Annotated in this window: 21 protein-coding genes; 16 read left to right on the plus strand and 5 right to left on the minus strand. The window is 73.2% G+C overall.

The features are described 5' to 3' along the window. The first annotated feature begins 21 nt into the window (after positions 1-21). From D0D15_RS10100 to D0D15_RS10115, 4 genes are all read left to right on the plus strand, one after another. Positions 22-696: a response regulator transcription factor gene (locus D0D15_RS10100; protein WP_094008094.1), complete on the plus strand. Its 675-nt coding sequence runs from the start codon at positions 22-24 to the stop codon at positions 694-696. Continuing rightward, a complete protein-coding gene (locus D0D15_RS10105; RefSeq protein WP_094008093.1) occupies positions 693-2,111 on the plus strand; it encodes a sensor histidine kinase in 1,419 nt (472 codons plus the stop codon). Before D0D15_RS10100 ends, D0D15_RS10105 begins: the two co-directional genes overlap by 4 nt. Beyond that, positions 2,108-2,635, plus strand: coding sequence for a GerMN domain-containing protein (locus tag D0D15_RS10110; RefSeq protein ID WP_094008092.1), 528 nt, complete (start codon positions 2,108-2,110; stop codon positions 2,633-2,635). The genes D0D15_RS10105 and D0D15_RS10110 overlap by 4 nt, the downstream gene beginning before the upstream one ends. 153 nt (positions 2,636-2,788) lie before the next feature. Beyond that, entirely contained in the window at positions 2,789-3,817 is a 1,029-nt protein-coding gene (locus tag D0D15_RS10115) for a glucosyl-3-phosphoglycerate synthase (protein WP_094008131.1), read from the plus strand. A gap of 145 nt (positions 3,818-3,962) precedes the next feature. Here D0D15_RS10115 and D0D15_RS10120 read toward each other — a convergent pair whose 3' ends face one another. Together D0D15_RS10120 and D0D15_RS10125 are read right to left on the minus strand one after the other, a co-directional pair. Next, entirely contained in the window at positions 3,963-4,664 is a 702-nt protein-coding gene (locus D0D15_RS10120; RefSeq protein ID WP_115944384.1) for a 2OG-Fe(II) oxygenase, read from the minus strand. A gap of 43 nt (positions 4,665-4,707) precedes the next feature. Continuing rightward, a complete protein-coding gene (locus tag D0D15_RS10125; RefSeq protein ID WP_094008090.1) occupies positions 4,708-5,145 on the minus strand; it encodes a PPOX class F420-dependent oxidoreductase in 438 nt (145 codons plus the stop codon). 34 nt (positions 5,146-5,179) lie between these two features. On the opposite strand from D0D15_RS10125, the gene D0D15_RS10130 reads away from it, so the two are divergent. The 4 genes from D0D15_RS10130 to D0D15_RS10145 all read left to right on the plus strand — a co-directional run bounded on the left by D0D15_RS10130 (position 5,180) and on the right by D0D15_RS10145 (position 12,464). Continuing rightward, a complete protein-coding gene (locus D0D15_RS10130) occupies positions 5,180-5,644 on the plus strand; it encodes a MarR family winged helix-turn-helix transcriptional regulator (RefSeq protein WP_094008130.1) in 465 nt (154 codons plus the stop codon). 11 nt (positions 5,645-5,655) lie between these two features. Next, positions 5,656-7,128, plus strand: coding sequence for a hypothetical protein (locus D0D15_RS10135; RefSeq protein ID WP_094008089.1), 1,473 nt, complete (start codon positions 5,656-5,658; stop codon positions 7,126-7,128). A gap of 82 nt (positions 7,129-7,210) precedes the next feature. Beyond that, positions 7,211-8,011 carry a hypothetical protein gene (locus tag D0D15_RS10140; protein WP_094008088.1) on the plus strand — a complete coding sequence of 267 codons (801 nt, stop codon included), beginning with the start codon at positions 7,211-7,213 and terminating at the stop codon, positions 8,009-8,011. 10 nt (positions 8,012-8,021) lie between these two features. Then, the gene (locus tag D0D15_RS10145; RefSeq protein ID WP_115944385.1) at positions 8,022-12,464 is read left to right on the plus strand and encodes a hypothetical protein; all 4,443 of its coding nucleotides are present in this window, start codon (positions 8,022-8,024) and stop codon (positions 12,462-12,464) included. 173 nt (positions 12,465-12,637) lie between these two features. On the opposite strand, the gene D0D15_RS36960 is transcribed toward D0D15_RS10145, so the two are convergent. Next, the gene (locus D0D15_RS36960; RefSeq protein WP_233157467.1) at positions 12,638-12,895 is read right to left on the minus strand and encodes a hypothetical protein; all 258 of its coding nucleotides are present in this window, start codon (positions 12,893-12,895) and stop codon (positions 12,638-12,640) included. A gap of 157 nt (positions 12,896-13,052) precedes the next feature. On the opposite strand from D0D15_RS36960, the gene D0D15_RS10160 reads away from it, so the two are divergent. Further along, entirely contained in the window at positions 13,053-13,337 is a 285-nt protein-coding gene (locus tag D0D15_RS10160) for an ArsR/SmtB family transcription factor (RefSeq protein ID WP_094008087.1), read from the plus strand. Here the strand turns inward: D0D15_RS10160 and D0D15_RS10165 are convergent. Then, positions 13,334-13,978, minus strand: a complete 645-nt coding sequence (locus tag D0D15_RS10165) for a LysE family translocator (RefSeq protein ID WP_094008082.1) — start codon at positions 13,976-13,978, stop codon at positions 13,334-13,336. The genes D0D15_RS10160 and D0D15_RS10165 overlap by 4 nt on opposite strands. Positions 13,979-14,051: 73 nt before the next feature. Between D0D15_RS10165 and D0D15_RS10170 the strand changes: the two genes are divergently transcribed. The 7 genes from D0D15_RS10170 (at position 14,052) to D0D15_RS10200 (ending at position 19,647) form a co-directional block, all read left to right on the plus strand. After that, complete coding sequence (locus tag D0D15_RS10170; protein ID WP_115944386.1) at positions 14,052-14,555, plus strand: DUF6069 family protein; 504 nt, start codon at positions 14,052-14,054, stop codon at positions 14,553-14,555. 31 nt (positions 14,556-14,586) lie between these two features. After that, positions 14,587-15,753 carry a winged helix DNA-binding domain-containing protein gene (locus tag D0D15_RS10175; RefSeq protein ID WP_094008080.1) on the plus strand — a complete coding sequence of 389 codons (1,167 nt, stop codon included), beginning with the start codon at positions 14,587-14,589 and terminating at the stop codon, positions 15,751-15,753. 149 nt (positions 15,754-15,902) lie between these two features. After that, positions 15,903-16,907 carry a type I glyceraldehyde-3-phosphate dehydrogenase gene (gene gap, locus D0D15_RS10180; RefSeq protein WP_094008079.1) on the plus strand — a complete coding sequence of 335 codons (1,005 nt, stop codon included), beginning with the start codon at positions 15,903-15,905 and terminating at the stop codon, positions 16,905-16,907. A gap of 4 nt (positions 16,908-16,911) precedes the next feature. Then, positions 16,912-18,150 (plus strand): phosphoglycerate kinase, encoded by a 1,239-nt coding sequence (locus D0D15_RS10185; protein WP_094008078.1) that lies wholly within the window; start codon positions 16,912-16,914, stop codon positions 18,148-18,150. Beyond that, positions 18,150-18,938, plus strand: coding sequence for a triose-phosphate isomerase (tpiA, locus tag D0D15_RS10190; protein ID WP_094008077.1), 789 nt, complete (start codon positions 18,150-18,152; stop codon positions 18,936-18,938). Before D0D15_RS10185 ends, tpiA begins: the two co-directional genes overlap by 1 nt. 75 nt (positions 18,939-19,013) lie before the next feature. Continuing rightward, positions 19,014-19,244 (plus strand): preprotein translocase subunit SecG, encoded by a 231-nt coding sequence (gene secG / locus D0D15_RS10195; protein ID WP_017983033.1) that lies wholly within the window; start codon positions 19,014-19,016, stop codon positions 19,242-19,244. Positions 19,245-19,305: 61 nt separating this feature from the next. After that, the gene (locus D0D15_RS10200; RefSeq protein ID WP_094008076.1) at positions 19,306-19,647 is read left to right on the plus strand and encodes an RNA polymerase-binding protein RbpA; all 342 of its coding nucleotides are present in this window, start codon (positions 19,306-19,308) and stop codon (positions 19,645-19,647) included. A gap of 184 nt (positions 19,648-19,831) precedes the next feature. Here the strand turns inward: D0D15_RS10200 and D0D15_RS10205 are convergent, their stop codons facing one another. Then, positions 19,832-21,028 carry a sensor histidine kinase gene (locus D0D15_RS10205; protein ID WP_094008075.1) on the minus strand — a complete coding sequence of 399 codons (1,197 nt, stop codon included), beginning with the start codon at positions 21,026-21,028 and terminating at the stop codon, positions 19,832-19,834. Positions 21,029-21,060: the final 32 nt, after the last annotated feature.

A 21,060-nucleotide genomic window follows, 5' to 3' on the forward strand; every position in this document is an offset into this window, starting at 1 on the left:
AACACCGCCATAATCGGCCGCGTGCCGACTGTGCTGCTGATCGAGGACGACCCGGCGGTCCGGGAAGGACTGTGCCTGGGCCTGCGCCGGCACGGCCACGACGTGGAACCGGCCGCGGACGGCGAAGGCGGCCTGCGCCTGCTCGCCGCGCGCAGGCCCGACCTCGTGCTGCTCGACCTGATGCTGCCCGGCATCGACGGGTTCGAGGTGTGCCGCCGCATCCGCGCCACCGGCCCCATCCCGATCATCATGCTCACCGCCCGCGGCGACGACATCGACGTCGTCGGCGGGCTCGAAGCCGGCGCCGACGACTACGTGGTCAAACCCGTCCAGCCCCGCGTCCTGGACGCCCGCATCAAGGCCGTCCTGCGCCGCGGCGGCGCGGCGGGCCAGGACCGCGAACGACACGGCGCGCTGGTGATCGACCGCGCCGCCTGCGAGGTCACCAAGCACGGCGAACCGGTCCGGCTGACACCCACCGAGCTGCGGCTGCTGCTCGAGCTGTCCCGCGTGCCCGGCCGCGTGCTCAGCCGCCAGCAGCTGCTGGAACTGGTGTGGGACCACGACTACCTCGGCGACTCGCGGCTGGTGGACGCGTGCGTGCAGCGGTTGCGCGCGAAGCTGGAGGACCAGCCCGCGGCGCCGGTGTACGTGCGGACCGTGCGCGGCTTCGGCTACCGGTTCGGTCCACTGTGATCAGACGCGTTCTCGCGCGGCTGCGGGGGATCCGCGCGCGGCTGGTGCTCATCATCAGCCTGGTCGCGGTGGCGGCGATCGTCGGCGCGACCGGGGTCAACTACGTCGCCGCGCGGCGCACCGTGCTCGCCGCGACGCAGGACTCGCTGATCACCAAGCTGCGCGACGACGTGGACGCCATCGCCCCCACCCTGCGGATGCCGCCCGACGTGGAGACGCTCAACCAGCTCCTGCGCGCCGTCCCGTCCGCCGCCGTCGCCCGCTACGGCACACTGACCTCCACCGTCGGCGGTTCGATGGCCGGGGTGCCGCCCGAGCTGATCGCCCGGATCGACGCGGAAAAGCAGGTGGTGTTCCAGCGGGTCGACTCCTACGGCACCCCCCAGCTGCTGGTCGGCATGCCCGTCATGACCGTCGACACCAGCTTCCGCCGCGTCCCGTCCGGGCTGGAGGTGTACGGGTGGTTCTCGCTGACCGCCGAGCAGCAGCAGATCAGCGAGTTCGCGCTCAACGGCTGGCGCACCGCGGCCGTCGCGGTGCCGCTGGCGGTGCTCCTCGCCTGGCTCGCCGCAGGCGCGGTGCTGCGGCCGGTGCGGCGCCTGCGCGACGGCGCGCGCCAGCTGGCCCACGGCCGGCTTGCCACCCGGCTGCCCGAGCGGGGCGCTGACGAGCTGGCCGAGCTCGCGCGCACGTTCAACGAATCCGCCGCGAGCCTGGAGAAGTCGGTGGGGGAGCTGCGCCGCATGGAGGCCGACGCGCGCCGGTTCGTCGCCGACGTGTCGCACGAGCTGCGCACCCCGCTCGCCGCGATGACCGCCGTGACCGAGGTGCTCGACGAGGAGGCCGCGCGGCTGCAGGGCGACGCGGCCACCGCCACCCGCCTGGTGAGCGAGGAGACCCGCAAGCTGACCCGGCTCGTCGACGACCTCATCGAGATCTCCCGCTTCGACAACGGCCGCGCCCGCATGGACCGGCGCGAGGCCGACCTCGGCGAGCTGATCGCCGCGACCCTGCGCACCCGGCAGTGGAGCGACCGCGTCGAGGCCGAGCTGCCGCCCGGGATCGTCGCCGCGGTGGACGCGCGCCGCTTCGACGTGATCGTGGCGAACCTGGTCGGCAACGCGTTGCGGCACGGCGCCCCGCCGGTGCGGGTGCGCCTGTCCGCGGCCGGCGGGGAGGCCGTCGTCGAGGTCACCGACCACGGGCCGGGACTGGCCGACGACGTGCTGCCACACGTGTTCGCCCGGTTCTACAAGGCCGACACCGCGCGGTCGCGGTCGGAGGGGAGTGGTCTCGGGTTGTCCATCGCGGAGAAGAACGCCGGCCTGCACGGCGGCACGATCGAGGCCGGCAACCACCCGGGCGGCGGTGCCCGGTTCGTGCTCCGGCTGCCGCGGGCGGAGGTGCGGCGATGAGGTGGATCGGGCTGCTGCTGGTGCTGGTGCTCGCCGGGTGCGGGGTGCGCCCGACAAATCCGGTGTCGGCGGGCGACCCGCCGGTCGGCGCGGCGCCCGGGCCGATCCTGTACTTCCTGCAGGCCGGCGAGCTGCAACCCGTCGTCCGCGCGACCGGCCACCTCGGCACGGTCGCCGACGCGGTCGCCCTGCTCCTGGCCGGCCCGACCCCGGACGAATACGCCGTGAACTACGCGTCCATGCTGCCCCCCGGCGCGGTCGGCGCGTCCGTGGGGACGCTGGACCAGGGCGTCGTGACCGTGCACCTCACCGTGCCCCTGGACGTCCTGCCCGAGACGGCGAAGGACCAGATCGTCTGCACGGTGATCGCGGTGCACGCGCAGGCGGGCGCCAGCGCCTACGGGGTGGTCGTGCGGCTGGCCGGGCCCCCCGGCGTGATGCCGGCGGACGAATACGTCACCACCAAGGCGCGGCCGGACGGCGCGGAAGCGGCGCAGGGCCGGACCTGCCCCCTCATCCGCTGACGTCCGGAACGCACCGGATGTGCAAGGCGTGTTACGACCGCCCGCTGCCGGGTACGAACTCGTAACCTGCCGGTTTCATCCCGGAGCGGCTGGCGAAACCCGTCTGCCGAAGCATCGGTCTGGCCGATGTCCGGTTCGGGGAAGGGGATGCGCATGCGTGGCTTCAGGGCGAGGAAGGTGGCGGCGCCGCAGGTGTCCGCCGACGTCGGCTCCTGGCTGCCCCGGCGCAGCAGCCAGGCGGGCGACTGGCCGGTAGCCGGCCTGATCGCCGCCAAGGGGGACACGACCGTCAGCGTGGTGATCCCGGCCAGGGACGAGGAGGCCACGGTCGGTGACATCGTGCGCACGATCCGCCGTGACCTGGTCGAGCGCCACCAGCTGGTCGACGAGGTGATGGTCGTCGACTCGCGCTCGCGGGACGCGACCGCGCGGGTGGCCGTGGAAGCGGGGGCGACCGTCGTGGCGCAGGACTCGGTCCTGCCTGCCCTGCCCGGGCTGCAGGGCAAGGGGGAGGCGCTGTGGAAGGGGCTGGCCGCCTCCCGCGGCGACATCGTCGTGTTCGTCGACGGCGACCTGTACGACTTCACCAGCGACTACGTGACCGGCCTGCTCGGCCCGCTGCTCACCGACGACTCGATCGCCTACGTCAAGGGCTTCTACCACCGGCCGCTGGTCGGGCCGGTGAGCACCGACGCCGACGGCGGCGGCCGGGTCACCGAGCTGGTGGCGCGCCCGCTGCTGAACCTGTACTGGCCCGAGCTGGCCGGGTTCGTGCAGCCACTGGCCGGCGAGTACGCCGGGCGGCGCGAGGTGCTGGAGCGGGTGCCGTTCGTGGCGAACTACGGGGTCGAGGTCGGGCACCTGATCGACATCCTGGAGGCCCACGGCCTGGACGCGCTCGCGCAGGTCGATCTCGGCAAGCGCACCCACCGGCACCAGAACACCCAGGCGCTGGGCCGCATGTCCGGCCAGATCATGCTCACCGTGTTCGACCGCCTGGAGCGCTACGGGCGCCTGGTGTCGGCCGAGCCCCCGGCGACGCTGCTCGCGCAGTTCCGCCGCGGCGAGTCCGGGCACGGCGTCGACCGCGAGCTGGTGGTCACCGACCTGGCGTGCGAGCAGCGCCCGCCGCTGGCCACCCTGCGCGCCGCCGACGGCTCGGGGCTGCGGGAGATCGCCTGACACGAACGTAGAACTCGCGCTCACGAACGTAGAACTCGCGCCCAGGAGCGCAGGACTCGCGCGGCGCCGGCGAGTCCCACGTTCAGGCGCGCGAGTTCCGCGCTCGGGTGCGCGAGTTCTGCGTTCGGGTGCGCGAACTCTGCGCTCAGGTGGCGTCGTGGAACACCAGGCCCAGTGTGTGGCGGATGCCGGTGCGGACGGTGCTCACGCCGTGCCGCACCGGCGCCGCCGACCAGCCGCGGGACGAGCGCACCGGGCGGTCCCGGGTGGTGAAGATCAGCGCGTGACCCTGCGGCAGCTGGGTCACCGTGCCGCGGGACTGGGCCCGGGGCCGCTGCTCGACCAGCAGGAACTCGCCGCCGGTGTGGTCGGCGCCGGGCACGTCGAGCCCGATCACGACCTGCAGCGGGAACACCAGCTCCCCGTACAGGTCGCGGTGCAGCGCGTTCCAGTCGCCGGCCCGGTAGCGCAGCAGGATCGGCGTCGGCCGGATCTGGCCCGCGCGGTGGCACCGGTCGAGCCAGGTTTCCAGGTCGTCCGGCCACGGCGCGTCCCAGCCCAGCTTGGCCGCCCAGTCGCGGGCGATCGGCAGCAGGTGCGGGTAGAACGCCGCCTGGAGGCGGGCGACCGGCTCGGGCAGCGGGTAGCCGAAGTAGCGATACTGCCCGGACCCGAACCGGAAGCGCGCCATGTCGATCGTGGACCGGAACCGGCCCGCGTCGTCGTACAGCGCCGACAGCTCCCGGCACTCGCGCGCGCTCAGGATCGGCGGCGTGAGGGCGCAGCCGGTGTCGTTCAGTTCTGCCGTGAGGGCGGGCCAGTCGAAGCCCGCGACGTCCGAGATCACCCCGCCCAGTCTGCGCGCCCGGCCGGCCGCGGGCTGGCGGGAATCAGTCGGCGAGACCGCCGAACGCGACCACCTTCGTGATGCGTGCCCGGACCAGCAGTTCACCCGGCACGGCGTTGCGCTTGCCGAACTCGTCCGCCCGGTCCTCGCCCATGTAGCGCGCGCCGATGCGGGTCGACCAGTGCAGCATCTCGTCCAGGTCCTCGTGCACCGTCGCCTCGGCGGTGAACTGGACGAACGCGAACGGCGGCTCCTGGTCGTCCACGCACAGCGACAACCGCGGGTCCCGCCGCAGCGCCCGCCCCTTCACCGACTCCGCGCCGGTGTTGAAGATCAGCTCGTCGGCGCCGTCGTCGGTGTTGACGACGAACCAGACCGGCGTCACGTGGGGGCTGCCGTCGGCGCGCGTGATGCCCAGCTTCCCGGTGCGCGTGCCGACGGAGGCGAACTCCAGCCACTCGTCCCTGCTCAATGCGTGCATGGGGCGACCCTAGCGACGTGGGATCATGACCCGCATGGCGAGCGACGCACCGACCGCCGACGAGGCCGTCCGCACCATGCTGCTGCTCCTGCCGCGCCTGGTCGGCCGCGCCAAGAAGCTGCCGGTGCCGGAGCGGCTGCGCGATTTCAACCTCGCTCCGCGGCACCTGTCGCTGCTGTCCTACCTGCTGTTCGACGGGCCGATGACGGTCACCGAGCTGGCCGCGCGGCTCGAGGTCGCGCCCACCACGGTGAGCCTGATGGTCGGCGATCTCAGCCGCCGCGGCGTCCTCGACCGCGCCGAGGACGACAACGACCGCCGCCGCACGATCGTCAGCATCGCCGGGACCTACCGCGCCGAGGTCGAGGGCTGGCTCGCCGCCGGCGCCCGCGCCTGGCGCACCGCCCTGGAGCCACTCACCCCCGAGCAGCGGCGCCTGGTCATCGACACGCTGCGCACCTACGAGCGTGAAGTCGAGCGGGAACGAACGGACCGGTAGTCTGGCCCGCTGTGCGTGACTCGGACCTGATCAGCGGGGGGCTGGTGGACGAGGGCCTGGCCCGGCGGCTCAAGGCGCTCGCCTGCACCGCGCCCCTGCACGACCTGGACGCGCGCAAGGCGAAACTGGACTGGGCCGACGCGACCGTCTACCAGATGGCCGAGATCGCGCTGCACACGATCGACCTGGTCACCATCGCGATGGACTTCGACACCGGCGCCAACCACGACGACGTCGTCCGGCGCCTGCAGCCGTTCATCGCCGCGCAGGCCCCGCGCCGCCCGGCCGAGGAGCACCTGCGCGTCGCCCGGTGGGTGCTGGACAACCTGATCAACGTCGGCACCACCGACCGCGGCTTCCGCCGCGTCTACGGCAGCCTCGACGCGCACGGCACCTACCGGCGCCGCGCGTTCGACTTCAAGCTGCTCGTCGAGCTGGCCGCCCCGGACGGCGAGGTGTACCTGCGGGCCAGCGACGAGGCGATCAACGTGCTGGTCGGCGCGCTGGACACCGACGTCGAGTCCGCCCAGATCGCGGCCGAGGTCAAGCTGGAGAACCTGATCAGCCGCGGCCGCCTCGCCGGCGCCAAGCTCGCCGCCGAGCAGGCCCGCTACCGCACCGTCCAGTACGGCGAGACGCTGCGCGCCAAGCTGGACGCGACCCGCCGCGACGTGCGCGCGGTGGACTGGGACCGCGAGATGCCCGAGCTGCTGGACTCCGCGCTGACCCACATCGAGGCCCGCTTCCGCGCGGAGAACGCGATCCTGCGCAACATCACCGCCGCCCGCGACGAGGCCGAGGACGTCGACCACAAGCGCCGCGCCGCCGAGCTGGTCGACATCGTCAGCGACTGCATCAGCCGGCACACGCAGCTGCAGGCCCGGCTGCAGGCCGCCGGGGCGGTCTTCCGCGCCGAACAGGACCGGCAGCAGTTCTCCGGCCCGCCGCAGCGCGCCACCGTCGACCTGTTCGGCCAGATCCTGATGCCCGCGCTGGAACTGCCGATCGCCGACGCCGTGTCGCCGCTGGAGTCGTACTTCCACGCCGCGGCCGGGCTGGTCGTGCCGACCGTGCCCGCGCTGCCGTCGCTGGTCTCGCTGCTGCTGCGGCCCGCGCCCGAGCGCGACAAGGTGGTCGGCGAGGTGCCCGAGCCGGAGCTCGTCCCGCCGGAGAGCCTCGACCACTACAGTGACGAGCAGTGGCGGCGGGCCGACGAGCTGCTGGACCTGCCGGAGGTGCCGCGGCGGCTGTCCGGCCTGCTGGCCGAGGCCCGCGAGCTCGACCCGCAGCTGCCGCGCCTGGTGGCGCTGCGGGCGCTGCACTCCTACAGTCCCGAGGTGGGCGCCGCCGTCCGGCAGGGGGACGATCGCGCGCTGCTCGCCGTCGACGACGGCACGCTGCTGGAGGACACCGAGTTCGGTGGCGCCGACCTGCTGCTGAGCACGGCACGCCTGGAACGGGACGACGAAGAGGGGGCGGCATGAGGACTGCTCGCAGGTCCGAATCATTCAGCGCCATGCCTGTCAAGGCATTGCCGCGGCTTGCCGCGTCCGTTGAGGGGGCGGCATGACGCGTCCGGTCACGACCGGGGATGCGGAGTCGGCGGCACGGCTGATCTCGTTCGGCATGCGGCCCAAGCACCTGCCCTCGCGCGACGTCGTCTACGCCGACCTGGTCCGCCGCTACGGCGAGGACAGCGCGTTCAAGCAGCTGACCAACTCGGTCGCCGCGGGGCTGGGCCTGATGGTGCTCGACGTGAGCCACCAGGCCGGCGCGGTCCTGGCCGCCACCGACGAGTCGGTGTTCGAGGTCAAGATGGACAGCTACGCGCGGCAGAGCAAGATCCGCGAGCGCCGCGACACCGAGAAGGTGCTGCACGGTCTCGTCCACCTCGCCACCGCCGCGCTCGGCTACCCGCGCCCCGACGACCTGGCCAACGACACCTACATCGGCCGGGTCAGCGTCGACCAGGTCGACGGCGTGGTGCGCGAGGCGTGCCGGCTCCTCGACGAGCGCGCCGCCAAGGCCGAGGCCAACAACGACCCGCTGTCCGACTCGCCGGAGCTGGAACAGGCCTGGCGCGCCTACGCCCGCCGTCCCGAGGCGGCGGCCACCAAGGACGGCCGGCTGGCCTCGGACACCACGCGCGGCATGGTGTCCCGCGCCCTGCGGTTCCTGGCCGACCAGGGGTTCCTGGTGCAGGTGAGCGGCGAGCAGGGCGGCACCTACCGGACCACGCCGCGGTACCAGGTGCAGGTGCGGGAACTGGCCGCGGACAGCGCGTTCGAGGAGCTGCTGGCCCTCGGCGTGGTCGCGGTCTCCGACGGCGGGGGCACGCTGCGCCCGTCCATTTCGGACACTCTGTAGGGGGAGATCGGTGTACGAGCTTGCGCGGGTGCGCCTGCACTCCGTCGGACCGGCGGGCGCGCGCTACCAGAACGTGCTGCTGGACTTCAGCGGCGTCGGCCCGCTGGTCAAGGCCCCGGCGCAGGACGCGTTGTTCACCGCCGGGATCCACTCCGCCGACGGGAGCCTGCCGCGGCGGCCGTCCCCGGCGAGCGTGCTGTTCCTGGAGAACGGCGGCGGCAAGTCCGTGCTGATCAAGCTGATCTTCTCGGTCATGCTGCCCGGCCGCCGCCAGGTGGTGGGCACGACCAGCACGCGCGTGCTGGAGAAGTTCGTGATGGCCAAGGACGTCGCGCACGTCGTCCTGGAGTGGCAGCACACCGAGACCGGGCAGCGGGTGATCACCGGCAAGGTGTCGGAGTGGCGCGGGCACGTCGTGTCCAACGACCCGGCGAACCTGGTCGACTCGTGGTACTGCTTCCGGCCCACCGCCGCGCTGGGGCTGGAGTCGCTGCCGTTCACCGAGGACGCCCGCCTGCTGACCATGTCCGGGTTCGCCGAGCAGCTGGAGCGCGCGCACAAGGCCGAGCCCGAGCTGGAGCTGTTCACCACCCGCCGCCACCACGAGTGGACCGAGCGGCTGGACACCCTCGGCCTGGACACCGAGCTGTTCCGCTACCAGCGCGCGATGAACGCCGGCGAGGGTGAGGCGGCCGACGCGTTCGCCTTCACCTCCGACGAGGCGTTCGTGGAGTTCCTGCTGCGCGCGGTGATCCCCGAGGACGACCCGAAGGACCTGGCCGAGGTCGTGCAGACCTACGCGCACAACCTCGGGCAGCGCGGCGAGCTGATGTCCGAACGCGACTTCGTGGCCGGGGCGCTGGACCTGCTGACGCCGCTCACCGAGGAGGAGTCCCTCGCCGCCGCGTCCCGCAAGCTCGCCGCGGTCGCGCGCGAGGAGGCCCGCGCGCTGGCCGGATCCGTCATCGCCCGGCACGAGCTGGAGGCCGAGCGCCTCGACGGGCTGAAGTCCTATGTGGACGAAACGCGGGACGCGGAGAAGCTGGCCGAAGGCGACCACCGGCGCCGCAACGCCGTCGTCACCGAGCTGCGCCGCGTGGTCGCGGAGATGCGGCTGGCCGACGCGACCGCGGAGAAGGCGCGGATCGACGAGGAGCTGGCGAAGGCGCGCGAGGCCGCGGCCGCGTGGCGCGAGACCGGCACGGTGCTGGCCCACGTCAACGCCGCGCGCAAGGCGACCGGCATCCGCAAGCTCGTCGGCGACCGCGAGCAGAGCGCGAAACCGGCCCTGGAGGCCAAGAACGCCGCGGCCACCGCGCTCGCCCGGGGGCTGCTGGCGCTGGCGCGGGAAGCCGAGGAGCAGGCGCAGGCCGCGGAAGCCCGCGCCGAGATCGCCCGCCGCGCCGCCGCGGCCGCGCAGAACCAGCGCGACGAGGCGACCGCGACCGCCGCCGGCCACCGCGCCGAGCTGGGGCAGCTGACCCGCCGCATCGAGGAGGTGCGCGCACAGGTGCAGCAGGCCGTCCGCGACGGGCTGCTCACCGACGGCACCCAGGTCGCCGCCGCGGCCCAGGAAGCCCGCACCCGCGGCGAGAACGCGATCACGGAGCTGGCCGCGCGGGAGAGCGAGCTGGAGGGTGTCGCCGAGGACCACGCCCAGGCCCAGGCCGCCCTGCACGCCGCGCAGCAGCGGGCCGCGACCGCGCAGTCCCGGGCGGCGCACGCGGCGGAGGAGCTGGCCAAGGCGCACCGGCGCGCGGACAGCCTCGCCGCGCACCCGCGGCTGCTGGAGCTGCTCGGCGGCGACAACGTCCAGCTGGAGACCGACACCCCCGCCCTGCTGACCCGGCTGCGTGAAGCCCGCGCCGCCGCCGAGCGCGAGCAGACCGCGCTGCGCATGGAGGAATCGGCCGACGAACGGGCGCTGGCCGCGCTCGGATCCGGTGGCCTGCTGCCCGCGCCGCCCGAGGTCCAGTCCGCGTTGGACGTGCTGGAGGCCGCGGGGATCACCGCGTGGTCGGGCTGGCGGTATCTGTCCACGATGGACGCCGCAGGCCGGGAACGGGTGCTGCGGGACCTGCCGCACCTGCTCGGCGGGGTGCTGATCAACGACCCGGCCCAGCTGGACCGCGCCCGCCAGGTGCTCGCCGACGCCAAGCTGCTGCCGAGCGTGGTGCTGCCGGTCGGCACCACCCAGGCCGTGCGGGCGTCAGGTGCGGCGCCCGGCGTGGACTTCCTGGTCCCGCCCAACCCCGCGATGTACGACGAGGAGGCGGCCGACACCGAGCGGCAGGCCATCGCCGCGCGGCACGCCCGCCGCCAGAAGCAGCTCGAAGCGCTGGCCGGCGCGATCGGCGACGACGCGGCGCTGGAGTGGAAGCTCACCACCTGGCGCGAGGACTACCCGGCGGGCGCGCTGGCCACCCTCGCCGAGGAGGCCGAGGCCGCGGCCACCGAGCAGACCGAGGCCGAAGCCGCCGTGGCCGCGCAGGAGCGCGCGGTGACGGACCTGGCCGCGCGCCGGGCCCGGCTGCGGGACGCGATCCCGGCCCTGCGCGCCGAAGCACGCGGCAGCGAGGACCGCGCCCGCAAGCTGGCCGAGCTGGCCGAGCGGGTCGCCCTCATTCCACAGTGGACCGAGACCGTCGAGCGGGCGCAGGAGATCGTCACCCGCGCCGAGGCCGAGGCGGAGCAGGCGGCTTCGCGCGCGGCGCGGCTGCGTGAGGAGGCCGCCGAGGAGCAGCGCACCGCCGACGGCCACCGCCGCACGGTCACCCACGCGCGCGCCGAGCGGACCGAGGTGCCGGGCGGGGGATCGGTGTCCGAGGACGACCCGGTGCCGACCGAACCGGTCGACGCGCTGCGCCGCGCGTTCGCCGCGGCCAGCGACGCCTACGCCCGCGTCGAGGTGGGCAGCGACCTGCGGGCCGAGCTGGACCAGGCGGAGAACGCGGAGTCGGCGGCGCGGGCGGCGCTGGAGGCGCTGGAGCCGGCGGTGCGGGAACAGGCGGCGCGCCTGCTGGAAACCCCGGACGGCTCCGACGCCGCGACCCGCGCCGCCGCCCTGGCGCGGGCCGGGCGGACCGTGTCCGCGCTGGAGGCCGAGCACAGCGAGGCGATCGGGCTGGTCGCGACCTGCAAGGCCGAGCTGGACCAGCTGCCGAAGCAGAACGCGTCGCTGGAGGTCCGGCCGCGCGACGTCGAGCACGGCCGGGAACTGATCGACGAAGCCGGCGAGGAGGCATCGGCGGCGGCCCGCGCCCTGGAGGAGGCGCAGGCGCGGCGCGCGGAGGCCGAGCGCACGCTGGAGGCGGCCACCGCGTCGGCGGCCGGGTTCCGGATGCTCGCCGAGTCGATGGCGCACCTGGCCCCCGAGGGCGAGCCGGAGAGCGTGTTCGACGGCGACGTGGAGGCCGCGCAGGCCCGCTACCGCAAGCTGAACACGGCGCTGACCGACGCCGAGGCGGCGGTGGATGCCGCGGAGAAGCGGGTGCGGGCGGCCGCGGACGCGCTGGCCCAGTACGCCACCGACAAGCGGTTCGAGAAGCTGGCCAGCCCGGTGCGGCAGCAGATCGTGTCGGTGCGCCGGGACAGCCTGCCGTCGCACGCGCGGGAGTGGTCGGCCGCGCTGAAGCCGCGGCTGCGCACGCTGACCGACGACCTGGCGCAGATCGACCGGCACCGGTCCGGGATCGTGGCGCGGCTGCAGGGCATGGTCGAGGGCGCGCTGCGGATGCTGCGGTCGGCGCAGCGGCTGTCGCGGCTGCCGGAGGGGCTCGGCGGCTGGTCCGGGCAGGAGTTCCTGCGGATCCGATTCGGCGATCCGGAGGAGCCGCAGCTGTCCGAGGCGCTCGGGCAGGTCGTCGACGAGGCGGCGCTCGGCCGGACCAGCGACGGCCGCGACGTGAAGCGGGACGGGATGTCGCTGGTGCTGCGCGGCGTGCGGGCGGCGGTGCCCAAGGGGTTCCGGGTGGACATCCTCAAGCCGGATTCGGTGCTGCGCACGGAACGCCAGCGGGTGTCGGAGATCCGGGACGTGTTCTCCGGCGGGCAGCAGCTCACGGCGGCGATCATCCTGTACTGCACGCTGGCGGCGCTGCGGGCGAACAACCGCGGCATGGTGCGCAACCGGCATTCCGGGGTGCTGTTCCTGGACAACCCGATCGGCCGCGCGTCGGCCGGGTACCTGCTGGAGCTGCAGCGGGTCGTCGCGGAGGCGCTCGGGGTGCAGCTGATCTACACGACGGGCCTGTTCGACGCCGGCGCGCTGTCGGAGTTCCCGCTGATCGTGCGCCTGCGCAACGACGCGGACCTGCGCGCGGGCCGCAAGTACCTGTCGGTCGACGCCACGATCCGCAACCACCTGGACGACCTGGCCGACCCGGACGGCACGGCCCGCATCTCGGCGACCCGGCTGTTCACCAAGCCGGGGGAGCAGGCGGAAAGCGCCTGAACCCCCAGCCGCGAGTCCCACGCTCCGGCGCGCGAGTCCCACACTCCGGCGCGCGAGTCCCACGCTCGGCCGCGTGAGTTCCGCGTTCCCGTGCGCGAGTTCCGCGTTCGCCCGTGTGGTTCGCGCTTCCGGCGGCCGCCGTTCCGGCCGGCGAGCACCGGCCGGTCCGGCGGTCAGCCGCGGATCGCCGCCTGGTAGGCGGCCGGCTCGTCGGCGTCGTCGGTCCTGCTGTGGTGGTGGAACTGCGCCAGCGGCCGTCTTCGTACCGGAAGTAGCGGCTCGTGCGGATCCGCAGGGGCACCTCGCCGCCGTCCACGACGTAGGACCCCGTCTCGCCCGGCGATCAGCGCGTGGCCGTCCCCGGCGTACTCCACGACGTCGCCGAAGGCCACCGTCACCCGCGCCGGTCCGTGGAAGACCTTGTCGTACAACGCGGCGATGTCCGCGCCGCCGCGCAGGATCCCGCCGAGCGGGTTGTTCAGCTGCGCCAGCGCGTCGTCGGTCCATCTCCAGCGCGGCCAGCGCGCCCTCGATGCCCAGCCCGGTGGCCGCGTCGAGGCGGTTGAGGACGGGCCGAAGGCGCGCGGGCTGACCCACGTCCACCCGAAGGACGTGCCGCTGCGGGACGCGTTGACCGCGGTCGCCGACCCGGTGCGCCGCGCGATCCTGCGCGAGCTGGCGGAGCCGCCCGACTGGACCAAGGCGTGCGGCACGTTCGACCTGCCGGTCACCAAGGCCACCCGCAGCCACCACTTCGCCGTCCTGCGCGCAGCCGGCCTGATCGAACAACGCGACGAGGGCCCGCGACGGCTGAACCGCCTGCGCCGCCCCGAGTTCGACGAGGCCTTCCCGGGGCTGCTCGGTTCCGGCTAGTCCTTCCGGCCGTTGAGCGCCAGCCCGGCACCCAGGCCGATCATCACCAGCCCACCGGTGCCGCCGACCAGCTCCAGGCGCTTGGGGGAGCGGGCGAACCACGTCCGCGCCGCGCCGGCCACCAGCGCCCACGCGCTGTCCGACACCAGCGCGATCACCGGCAGCGCGATGCCCAGCACCAGGATCTGCGCCACCACCCCGCCTGCCGCCTGGTCGACGAACTGCGGCAGCACCGCGGCCAGGAACACGATCGACTTCGGGTTGGCGAACCCGACGACGAACCCGTCGCGCAGCACCGCGAGCGTCCGGCCGCGCGTGGCGGGCACCGCGTCCGCCAGCGCCTCGGACAGCTTGCGCCGGTGCCGGAACGCCTGCACGCCCAGGTAGACCAGGTACGCGGCGCCGGCCAGCTTGATCACCGTGAACACCGCCGCCGAGGTCTGCACGATCGCGCCCATCCCGAACGCGATCGCCACGACCTGCGCGTACACGCCCACCGCGTTGCCGAGCACCGTGATCAGCGCGTCCCGCCGCCCCACGGTCAGCGCGCGGCTCACCGTGAACAGAACGCTCGGACCGGGGACGACCACCATCACGAACACCAGCGCGGCGAACGCCGCGAAGTGGCTGGGGGAGACCATCGACCGAGCGTATCGGCGCCGCCACCCGGGTGACGAATGTTTATCCGCCGATCACCGCGCCCACCCCCGGACGGTGACCGGATACCCGCCCAGTGACCCGACCGAGCCCGACTACGGCCGGCTGTGGGCCGGCCGGGTGGCGACCGCGGTCGTCGCCGCGCTGGTGACCGTCGTCGGCCTGCTGATCGCCCGCGGCCTGTTCGACGTCGCCGTCCTGGCCCCCAAGGGCAACGGCATCTGGGGCAACGCCAACACCATCACCTACGCGCTGTGCGCGGCCGCCGCGGCGCTGCTCGCGACCGGGCTGATGCACGTGCTCAGCCTCGGCACCTCGGCGCCGGGCCAGTTCTTCGGCTGGATCATGGTGCTGGTCACCGCGATCGCGATCGTGCTGCCGCTGACGCTGGCCGTGAAGCTGGACGCCAAGATCGCCACCGCGCTGATCAACCTGGCGATCGGCGCGGTCATCGCGATGCTGGTGAGCACGGTGGCCGCCACGGCACGGCGCCGCCGCCGCGACCGCGAAGCCCCCACGGCCACCCTCAAGTGGGACCAGGGCCCGCACTACTACTCCTGAAACTGTCGGTGCCCGGTGGTAGAACCGCCTGGTGAACAGAAAACTGGGGAACGACCAGCGCCGCGCTCGTCTGGTGACGCGGCACCACCTCGCGGCGCCCGCCGACGGACCGGACCAGGTTGCCGAGAGCCTGGTCGTGCTGCACGCGACCGATCCGGCCACCGTCCACCTCTCGGTGCTGGCCCGCTCGGCGGCGAGCACCGCCGACGTCGAGCGGGCCCTTTACGACGAGCGCACCCTGGTGCGGATGCTCGGCATGCGCCGCACGATGTTCGTCGTCCCGCGAGCGCTCGTGCCGGTCGTCCAGGCCGCCTGCGCCGACGACATCGCCACCCGCGAGCGCAAGCACCTGATCAAGCACCTGGCCACGGCCGGCCTCGACACCGACCTCGACGCCTGGCTCGCCGAAGTCGAGGAGGGCGCTCACGCCGCGCTCCGGGCCCGCGAACCGGCGTACGCCCAGCAGGTCGCGGACGGCGAACCCCGCCTGCGGACCGAGATCGTCCTGGCCGCGGGCAAGCCGTACGAGTCCCGCACCTACATCACCAACCGCGTCCTGTTCCTGCTCGCCGCGTCCGGCCGGATCGTCCGCGGCCGTCCCCGCGGCACCTGGGTGTCCACCCAGTACGCCTGGTCCACCACGGAAACCTGGCTGCCCGTGCTGGAACCGGTGGACGCCGAGACCGCCCGGGTGGAACTGGCCCGCCGCTGGCTGCGCGCCTTCGGCCCGGCCCCGGTCGCCGATCTGAAGTGGTGGACCGGCTGGACCGCCGGGCAGGTGAAGAAGGCACTGGCCGCGATCGGTCCGGTGGACGTGGACCTCGACGACGGCCCGGGCGTCGCGCTCCCCGGCGACGACGAGCCCGTCGACCACCCCGAGCCCGTCGCCGCGCTGCTGCCCGCCCTCGACCCGACCCCGATGGGCTGGCAGGAGCGCGGCTGGTTTCTCGGCGAGCACCGGGCACAGCTGTTCGACCGCACCGGCAACATCGGCCCGACCGTGTGGTGGGACGGCCGGATCGTCGGCGGGTGGGCCCAGCGCCCGGACGGGGAGATCGCGATCCGCCTGCTGGAGGACATCGGCGCCGACGGAACAGCGGCCGTCGACGCCGCCGCCGAACGGTTGCACGGCCGTCTCGGCGGGGTCGCGGTCATACCGAAATTCCGCACGCCCGTCGAGCGAGATCTGTCATCTTGATCGTCCTCTTGATCGATTCCCCACGGTGGTGCACATCTCGTTAGGGTGTGCGAGTACACGCAGGCCAGCACCGCTAGGGTTGGCCTCGAGCCCGAAGATGTGTGCCCGGTTCTCGCGGGGACCGGGACGAACCCGAGGAGAGAGCAGCAGTGACGGTTCGCGTAGGTGTGAACGGCTTCGGTCGGATCGGCCGCAACTTCTTCCGCGCCGTGCAGGCCGCGGGTCACGACATCGAGGTGGTCGCGTTCAACGACCTCGGCGACGTCGCCACCATGGCGCAGCTGCTCAAGTACGACAGCGTCCTGGGCCGCTACCCCGAGGAGGTCACCGTCGGCGACGACGGCATCGTCGTGGGCGGCAAGACCATCAAGGCGCTCGCCGAGCGCGACCCGGCCAACCTGCCCTGGGGCGACCTGGGCGTGGACGTCGTCGTCGAGTCGACCGGCTTCTTCACCAACGCCGACGCGGCGAAGGCCCACATCGCGGGCGGCGCCAAGAAGGTCATCATCTCCGCGCCCGCCAAGGGCGAGGACCTGACCGTCGTGCTGGGTGTGAACGACGACCTCTACGACGGCTCGCAGACGATCATCTCCAACGCGTCCTGCACCACCAACTGCCTCGGCCCGCTCGCCAAGGTCCTGCACGAGGCCTTCGGCATCGAAAAGGGCCTGATGACCACCATCCACGCCTACACGCAGGACCAGAACCTGCAGGACGGCCCGCACAAGGACCCGCGCCGCGCCCGCGCCGCCGCGCTGAACGTCGTGCCGACCTCCACCGGTGCCGCCAAGGCCATCGGCCTGGTCCTGCCCGAGCTGAACGGCAAGCTGGACGGCTACTCGCTGCGCGTCCCGGTGCCCACCGGCTCGATCACCGACCTCACCGTCGACCTGGCCAAGAAGGCCTCCGTCGAGGAGATCAACGCCGCCTACCAGGCCGCCGCCGAGGGCCCGCTGGCCGGCATCCTGCGCTACAGCGAGGACCCGATCGTCTCCAGCGACATCGTCAACGACCCGGCCTCGTGCATCTTCGACGCGCCGCTGACCAAGGTCATCGACAACCAGGTCAAGGTCTTCGGCTGGTACGACAACGAGTGGGGCTACTCCAACCGCCTCGCGGACCTGGTCAAGCTCGTCGGCTCGAAGCTCAGCTGAGGCCATGACTGTCAAGACTCTCGAAGACCTGCTCGCCGAGGGTGTGTCCGGGCGGCGCGTTCTGGTCCGGTCGGACCTGAACGTGCCGCTCGACGGCTCGACCATCACCGACGACGGCCGGGTGCGCGCCGCGCTGCCGACCATCCGGCGCCTGGCCGAGGCCGGCGCGAAGGTGATCGTCGCGGCCCACCTCGGCCGCCCGAAGGGCACCCCCGAGGCCAAGTACTCGCTGCGGCCGGTCGCCGACCGGCTCGGCGAGCTGCTCGGCGCCGAGGTCCGGCTCGCCGGTGATGTGGTCGGCGAGCAGGCCCGCGCGGTCGTCGCCGGCCTGGCCGACGGCGACGTCGCCCTGCTGGAGAACGTGCGGTTCGACCCGCGCGAGACCAGCAAGGTGGATCAGGAGCGGGCCGAGCTGGCCCGCGACCTGGCGGCCCTGACCGGCGACAGTGCCAGTGCCTCTGGCGCCGGCGGGCGCGGGGGAGCTTTCGTGTCGGACGGCTTCGGCGTGGTGCACCGCAAGCAGGCCTCGGTCTACGACGTGGCCCGCGCGCTGCCCGCCTACGCCGGCGGCCTGGTGCTCGCCGAGCTGGAGGTGCTGAGCAAGCTGACCGGCGACCCGCAGCGGCCGTACGTGGTCGTGCTCGGCGGGTCGAAGGTGTCGGACAAGCTCGCGGTCATCGAGGCGCTCCTGCCGAAGGTGGACCGCCTGCTCATCGGCGGCGGCATGGCCTTCACCTTCCTGTCCGCCCAGGGCCACGGCGTCGGCTCGTCCCTGCTGGAGCAGGACTACGTGGAGACCGCGCGCAAGCTGCTGGCCGAGCACGCGGACAAGATCGTCGTGCCCTCCGACGTGGTGGTGGCGGACAAGTTCGCGGCCGACGCCGCGACCGACACCGTCGCGGCCGAGAAGATCCCGGACGGCTGGATGGGCCTGGACATCGGCCCGCGCACCACCGAGCACTTCGCGGCCGAGGTGGCCGCGGCGAAGACGGTGTTCTGGAACGGCCCGGCCGGCGTGTTCGAGATGGCCCCGTTCGCGGCCGGCACCAAGGGTGTCGCGCAGGCGATCGCCGACTCGGACGCGTTCAGCGTGGTCGGCGGTGGCGACTCCGCGGCCGCGGTGCGCGTGCTGGGCCTGCCGGAGGAGAAGTTCTCGCACATCTCCACCGGTGGCGGCGCCTCCCTGGAGTACCTCGAGGGCAAGGAACTGCCGGGCGTCGCGGTGCTGGAGGGTGGTGCCTGATGGCGCGCAAGCCGTTCATCGCGGGCAACTGGAAGATGAACCTCAACCACCTCGAGGCCATCGCCCTGGTGCAGAAGATCGCCTTCTCGCTGCCCGAGAAGTACTACGCCAAGGTCGATGTCGCGGTCCTGCCGCCGTTCACCGACATCCGGAGCATCCAGACCCTGGTCGACGGGGACAAGCTGCTGCTGACCTACGGCGCGCAGGACCTCTCGCCGCACGACTCCGGCGCCTACACCGGTGACGTGTCCGGTCCGATGCTCGCCAAGCTCGGCTGCTCCTACGTCACGGTCGGGCACTCCGAGCGGCGCGAGTACCACCACGAGGACGACCAGCTCGTCGGCAAGAAGGTGCGCGCCGCGATCAAGCACGGCATCAAGCCGATCCTGTGCGTCGGCGAGAAGCTCGAGGTGCGGGAGGCCGGCGGACACGTCGCCCACTGCGTCGAGCAGCTGATCGCCGGGCTCAAGGGCCTCAAGCCCGAGCAGGTCAAGGACCACGTCGTGGTCGCCTACGAGCCGGTGTGGGCCATCGGCACCGGCAAGGTGGCGACCTCGACCGACGCCGAGGAGGTCTGCAAGGCGCTGCGCGGCGCCCTGGCCGACAAGTACGGCGCCGAGGTGGCCGACGAGGTCCGCGTGCTCTACGGCGGGTCGGTCAAGTCGGGCAACATCGCCGAGCTGGTCGCGTGCGACAACATCGACGGTGCGCTGGTCGGCGGGGCGAGCCTGCAGGCCGACGAGTTCACCAAGCTGTGCGCGCTGGCCGCGGGTGGGCCGCTGCCGTAACCGGGGGGTCGGCGAGTAGTCTGGCAACCTCAGACCGTCACACGATCAGGCAACTCCCGAAGACCAGAGGATGAGATGAAGCTGTTCCTGCAAATCCTGCTGATCGCGTCCAGCGTGCTGCTCGTGATCGCCGTGCTGCTGCACCGCGGCCGCGGTGGCGGGTTGTCCTCGCTGTTCGGGGGTGGCATGCAGTCGAGCCTGGCGGGGTCGAGCGTGGCCGAGAAGAACCTCGACCGCATCACCCTGCTGCTGGGCGCCATCTGGCTGATCAGCATCGTGGGCCTGGGCCTGCTGCTGAAGGTGTGACGGCCTGAACGCACGGGCGTGCCTATGGGGGGTGCGCCGCCTATCCACACTGTGAGGATTCATGGTTGGCGGTAACGCAATCAGAGGCACCAGGGTCGGTGCCGGTCCGTCCGGTGAGTCGGAGCGCGGTGAGACCGCTCCCCGCCGCCGGGTGTCGTACTGGTGTGCCAACGGGCACGAGTCCAAGCCGTCGTTCGCCATGGACGCGGAGGTGCCGGACGAGTGGGACTGCCCGCGCTGCGGGCTGCCCGCCGGCCAGGACGAGAAGAACCCGCCGGCCGCGCCGCGGACCGAGCCGTACAAGACCCACCTGGCGTACGTGAAGGAACGGCGCAGCGACGCCGACGGTGAGGCCATCCTCGCCGAGGCGCTCGAACGGCTGCGTCAGCGCCGTCAGATCTGAGGAAGCGCTTTCCCGGACACGGACCCGCCTCGCCGGCGCGCACCGGCGGAGCGGGTCCGTTCTGCGTTCCGGACGGTTCCGGGTTGCCGTTCGCGGAGGTCCGCGGCCTGACGCACCGACGCCCGGCCCCGCGCGCGCTGCCGGGGCTCACGCGGGCCGCTGCGCGGTCGGCGGGGCCTGGGGGTCAGACGCCCAGCGGGTAGCGGGCCCGCACGCGGAAGCCGCCGTCCTCGGTGGGGCACGTTTCCAGGCTGCCGCCCAGCAGCCGAGCCCGTTCGGCGAGCCCGGTGAGACCGTAGCCGCCCGAGGGGAGTTCCGTCGCCTCGTGGCAGGGGCGCTCGTTGCGCACCTCCACGCTCAGCGCGCCGTCCTCACCGCGGACGAGGACCGTCGCGGTCGCGCCGGGCGCGTGCTTGCGCACGTTGGTCAGCGCTTCCTGCACCGTGCGGTAGGCCGCTGCCGACACCTTCGGCGGCACGTCGTCGGGCACCTCGTCCATCGTCAGCCGCACCGCGACCGCGCTGTCGTGCACCAGCCGTCCGAGTTCGGCGATCCCGGGTTGCGGGCCGTCGTCCTCCAGCCCGGACCGCAGCACGCCCACCAGCGACCGCAGCTCCTCCAGGGTGCGGGTGGACAGCTGCCGGATGACCTCGGCGGTCTGCCGCGCCGACGGCGACTCCTGCGCGGTGAGCACCCCGGCCTGCATCGCGATCAGGGTGATGTCGTGGGAGACCACGTCGTGCATCTCGCGCGCCAGCCGCGCCCGCTCCTCGGCGCGCACGGCGTCCGCGGTGAGCTTGCGTTCCCGGTCCCGGCTGGCGGCCAGCTCGCCCAGCTTCTGGGACAGCTGCGCGCGGGCGCCGATGAGCAGCCCGATCGCGATCGGCATGCCGGCCACCAGGACGCCGTAGATGCCGTCCAGGACGTGCTCGCGCCAGCTCAGCTGGGCGAAGTCGCTCGGCGGCCACTGCACGAACCGGCACATCCACACCAGCGCCGCCCCGACCCACACCTGCCAGTGGGTCTGTTTGCGGGTGGCGAGCATGCCCAGCGCGATCATCGCGGCCAGCTGCGACCAGCCGGTGAGGAAGCCGGGCACGGTCAGCAGCACCACGCCGAACGGCATCCAGCGGCGGCCGGCCAGCGCCAGGCAGGCGAGTCCGGACAGGTAGATCGAGTAGGGCGGCGCCTTCTCGGGGATGACGAGCCAGACGTCGAGCACGGCGATGAGGATGGCGGTGGCGTCGATCGCGAGCGGCACCCACACCGCGCGCCGGGCGAGCGCCGCCCGGCGCGACCGGGTGCCGCGGTGCGCCCGGTCGGCGGCCCCCGCGCCTGGGTTGCCGACCGAAATCCCGATGGAGAGTCCCTCGGAGCTCATGGTTTGGACCTCACTCGTCTTGTGGACTGCCT

The sequence above is a fragment of the Amycolatopsis thermalba genome (assembly GCF_003385215.1).
GTDB classification, from domain to species: domain Bacteria; phylum Actinomycetota; class Actinomycetes; order Mycobacteriales; family Pseudonocardiaceae; genus Amycolatopsis_E; species Amycolatopsis_E thermalba.